Annotated in this window: 5 protein-coding genes; all 5 read left to right on the forward strand. The window is 63.0% G+C overall.

The genetic code is table 11. The annotated features are described in order from the left end of the window. Positions 1–607: M15 family metallopeptidase (locus EOA29_RS25650; protein WP_127221791.1), on the forward strand; the 607-nt coding region annotated here is incomplete at its 5' end. Positions 608–843: 236 nt separating this feature from the next. Then, entirely contained in the window at positions 844–1,872 is a 1,029-nt protein-coding gene (locus EOA29_RS25655) for a sulfate ABC transporter substrate-binding protein (RefSeq protein WP_126093009.1), read from the forward strand. Between the two features lie 23 nt (positions 1,873–1,895). Beyond that, a complete protein-coding gene (gene cysT, locus EOA29_RS25660; protein WP_126093008.1) occupies positions 1,896–2,747 on the forward strand; it encodes a sulfate ABC transporter permease subunit CysT in 852 nt (283 codons plus the stop codon). Then, positions 2,740–3,624 (forward strand): sulfate ABC transporter permease subunit CysW, encoded by an 885-nt coding sequence (gene cysW / locus EOA29_RS25665; RefSeq protein WP_126093007.1) that lies wholly within the window; start codon positions 2,740–2,742, stop codon positions 3,622–3,624. Before cysT ends, cysW begins: the two co-directional genes overlap by 8 nt. Positions 3,625–3,694: 70 nt before the next feature. After that, positions 3,695–4,684: sulfate/molybdate ABC transporter ATP-binding protein (locus EOA29_RS25670; RefSeq protein WP_145969794.1), on the forward strand; the 990-nt coding region annotated here is incomplete at its 3' end.

Below are 4,684 nucleotides of genomic sequence, written 5' to 3' on the forward strand. Positions count from 1 at the left end.
GACCATCCGTCAGGATATCCGCTATGCCGGTATCAAGAACTTCCTGCGCCGCAAGGTGGATGGTTACGAAGCCCCCGGCTGCATCCTGACAGAACAGGCGGCAAAGGCGCTCTCCAGTGTCCAGAAAGCATTGAGCGCCAAAGGCCTGACGCTCGTCGTCTTCGACTGCTACCGCCCGGCGCGCGCCGTCGCCGACATGGGGAGATGGACGAAAGAAGGCGGTCCGCCCGACCCGCAATGGTACCCGACGGCCAAACGCGGCGATCTCATTGCCAAGGGTTATGTCGGCGAACTGTCCAGCCACTCGCGCGGTTCGACTGTCGACCTCGCCTTCGCCGCCATGGACAAGAAAAGCGCCGCTGATCCCGCCTGCGGCGCCCCCGATGCGGTCACGCTCGATTTCGGCACCGGCTTCGACTGTTTCGACCCGACGAGCGAGACGGCCCACCGCCCTCTTCCCGCCGAAGCGGCAGCCAACCGCAAGAGGCTGCTGTCGGCCATGCGCGCCGCCGGTTTCCGCAATTATGCGCGCGAATGGTGGCACTTCACGCTGCGAGACGAACCGTTCGCCAAGCAGCGTTTCGACTTTCCCGTCACCGCGCCATGAAAGGGCGGATCGACCCCAACGCAAATCTCACGCTGCTCAGACCTTGCCGCCACGCCAGCCGTCTCTAGATGGCGTCGGACAGGCGCAGAGCCTGCTCTGGCTAATATGAGGAAAATGTTTCCCGAATATGCCGGCCGTCGGCGAAAAATTGCTTTGATGGGGCAAAAAAGGCAACATTGAATGCATCTAAATTCTATCAATTCGGTAGAGTTCGGCCGTCATCAACGGAGGCGGAAATGACCAACCCTCATTTCAGGAAACTGCTCGGCGCGCTGGTCGCCACATCTGTCCAGTTCGGCACGCTCGGTTTCGCGTTTGCCGATACGACCATTCTGAACGTGTCCTACGACCCGACCCGTGAGCTCTACAAGGCCTATGACGAGGCCTTCGCCGCGCACTGGAAGGCCGAGACTGGCGAGACCGTCACCATCCAGCAGTCGCATGGCGGATCGGGCGCACAGGCCAGGGCGGTGATCGACGGTCTCGACGCCGATGTCGTGACGCTGGCGCTCGAAGGCGATATCAACGCCATCGTCTCGAAGACGAAGAAGATCAACCCTGACTGGCGCACCAAGTTCGAGAACAACTCGGCACCCTACACTTCGACCATCATCTTCCTGGTGCGCAAGGGCAATCCCAAGGGCATCCACGACTGGAGCGACTTGGTTAAGGACGGCGTCCAGGTGATCACGCCGAACCCGAAGACGTCCGGCGGCGCGCGCTGGAACTATCTTGCCGCCTGGGCCTATGCCAACGCCAATGACGGCAAAGACGAAGCCAAGACCAAGGAATTCGTCGGCAAGCTTTACGCCAATGTCCCGGTGCTCGATACCGGCGCGCGCGGCTCGACGGTGACCTTCGCGCAGAAGGGCCTCGGCGACGTGCTGATCGCCTGGGAGAACGAGGCCTATCTCGCGCTTGACGAATTCGGCGCCGACAATTTCGACATCGTCTACCCGCCGACCTCGATCCTTGCCGAGCCGCCGGTCGCCGTCGTCGATGCCAATGTCGACGCCAAGGGCACGCGCAAGGTCGCCGAGGCTTATCTCGGCTGGCTCTATTCCAAGGAAGGCCAGACCATCATCGCCAAGAACCACTATCGTCCGGCCAAGCCCGACCTGGTGCCCGCCGAGGACCTTGCCAAGCTGCCGGCAATCAAGCTTGTCACCGTCGACGATCCGCAATTCGGCGGCTGGAAGAAAGCGCAGCCTTACCATTTCGGCGACGGTGGTGTATTCGACCAGATTTATAAGCCGGCCCAGTAAGCTAGGATATAGATCAGGACGACATGACCACAGCACCCGCCCAGGCGGGGTGGCGGTTCAGACAGCCGAGCGTCATTCCGGGTTTCGGATTGACGCTCGGCTTCTCGCTTGCCTACCTCACGCTCATCATCCTCATCCCGCTCTCGGGGCTGGTCTGGCGTTCGGCCGCGCTCGGCTGGACCGATTTCTGGGCGATCGCCGTCGACCGCCGCACCCTCAACGCGCTGAAGATCAGCTTCGGCACCGCTTTCATCGCCGCCGCGGTCAATGTCGTGTTCGGCACCGTCGTCGCCTGGGTGCTGGTCCGCTATCGTTTCCCCGGCCGCCGCATCGCCGATGCGATGGTCGACCTGCCCTTCGCGCTGCCCACGGCGGTCGCCGGCATCGCGCTAACCACCCTTTACGCACCGAACGGCTGGATCGGCCACCTTCTGGCACCGCTCGGCATCAAGGTTGCCTACACGCCACTCGGCATTGTCGTGGCGCTCGTCTTCATCGGGCTGCCTTTCGTCGTGCGCACTGTCCAGCCGATCATGGAAGAACTCGACAAGGAGGTCGAGGAGGCGGCGGCCACGCTGGGCGCCAACCGCTTCCAGATCATCACTCGCGTGCTCTTCCCCGGACTGGCGCCGGCCATCATCACCGGCTTCTCGCTCGCTTTCGCGCGCGGCGTCGGCGAATACGGCTCGGTCATCTTCATTGCCGGCAACCTGCCCTTCAAATCGGAGATCGCACCGCTTCTGATCGTGATCAGGTTGGAGGAATACAATTACGCCGCGGCGACCGCGATCGCCGCGATCATGCTGGCGCTGTCCTTTGTAATGCTTTTGGTCGTCAATCTCGTGCAGTCATGGAGCCGCAAGCGCTATGGCTGACCCCGAGATCAAATCCTACGAGCCGCTTCACGAAAGCCAGTCGGCGGCGGTCACCGAAAGCCAGCCGGTGCGCTGGGTGGCTATGGGGATTGCCTTTGCCTTCCTCGCCGTCTTTCTGCTTCTGCCGCTGATCGTCGTCTTCCACGAGGCGCTTGCCAAGGGCATCGGCACCTACACGGAAGCGCTTGGCAGCCCCGACACCAGATCGGCGATCCGCCTGACGCTGCTTGTGGCCGCTATCTCGGTGCCGCTCAACGTCATTTTCGGCATCTCGGCCGCCTGGGCGATCGCCAAGTTCGAGTTCAAGGGCAAAGCCTTCCTCACCACGCTTATCGACCTGCCCTTTTCGGTCTCGCCGGTCATTTCCGGCCTGGTCTATGTGCTTCTGTTCGGCGCACAGGGGTTGCTCGGCGAATGGCTGAAGGCGCACGGCATCCAGATTTTGTTCGCCGTGCCGGGCATCGTGCTCGCCACCGTTTTCGTCACCTTCCCCTTCGTTGCGCGCGAGTTGATCCCGCTGATGCAGGAACAGGGCAATGGCGACGAGGAAGCCGCGCTTTCGCTGGGCGCCAATGGCTGGCAGACCTTCCGGTATGTGACGCTCCCCAACGTGAAATGGGGTCTGCTCTATGGCGTGCTGCTCTGCAATGCCCGCGCCATGGGCGAGTTCGGCGCGGTGTCGGTGGTGTCCGGCCACATACGCGGCCTCACCAACACCATGCCGCTGCATGTCGAAATCCTCTACAATGAGTACAACGCCGTCGGCGCTTTCGCCGTCGCTTCGCTGCTTGCCGGCCTAGCGCTGGTGACACTGGTCTTGAAAACACTTCTCGAGATGCGCTACGGCGCCGAGATCGCCGCGACGCGCGGACACTAAGATGCATGTCGCCCAAAAGTGTGTAGCGGTTTTGGGACAACGACATGCATCAACTAACTGAGGGATCTGTATGGAAGTTCGCGTTGTCAACGTGCGCAAGGAGTTTGAGCTGTTTCCGGCGCTCCACGACGTGTCGCTCGACATCAGGTCAGGCGAGCTCATCGCTCTGCTTGGACCGTCCGGCTCCGGCAAGACGACCCTGCTCCGGCTGATCGCCGGTCTTGAGCGTCCGACCAAGGGCGCCATCTACTTCGGCGAGGAAGACGCCTCGCAGAAGTCGATCCAGGAGCGCAATGTCGGCTTCGTCTTCCAGCATTACGCGCTGTTCCGCCATATGACGGTTGCCGACAACATCGGCTTCGGCCTCAAGGTCCGGCACGGCGCCGCACGCCCCTCCACGCAGGAGATCCGCCGCCGTGCTTCCGAATTGCTCGACCTTGTCCAGCTTTCGGGCCTGGAAAAGCGCTATCCGGCACAGCTCTCCGGCGGTCAGCGCCAGCGCGTGGCGCTGGCCCGCGCCATGGCGATCGAGCCCAAGGTGCTCTTGCTCGACGAGCCGTTCGGCGCGCTCGACGCCCAGGTGCGTCGCGAACTGCGCCGCTGGCTGCGCGAGATCCACGACGCCACCGGCCACACAACCGTCTTCGTCACTCACGACCAGGAAGAGGCGCTGGAGCTTGCCGACCGCGTTGTCGTGATGAGCCAGGGCCGCATCGAGCAGGTCGGCTCGGCCGACGAGATCTACGACACGCCGAACTCACCTTTCGTCTACAGCTTCATCGGCGAATCGAGCTCGCTGCCGGTCAAGGTCGACAATGGCGAGATCTGGCTCGCCGACCGGCCGATCGGCCTGCCGGCGCCGAACGCTCCGTCCGGCGAGGCACTGCTCTATTTCCGTCCGCACGATGTCGAGCTGCTCGACGGCTGCAGCGGCTGCATCGCCGGCACGGTCGCCGCCAGCCGGCGCGTCGCCGGTACCAGACGAGTAGAGCTCGAGGTGGGCGGCGAGCGCCAGCGCGTCGAGATCGAGCTGCCTATCGACCATCCCGCGGCGCAGAAG

The sequence above is a fragment of the Mesorhizobium sp. M1E.F.Ca.ET.063.01.1.1 genome (assembly GCF_003998155.1).
Lineage (GTDB): Bacteria > Pseudomonadota > Alphaproteobacteria > Rhizobiales > Rhizobiaceae > Mesorhizobium.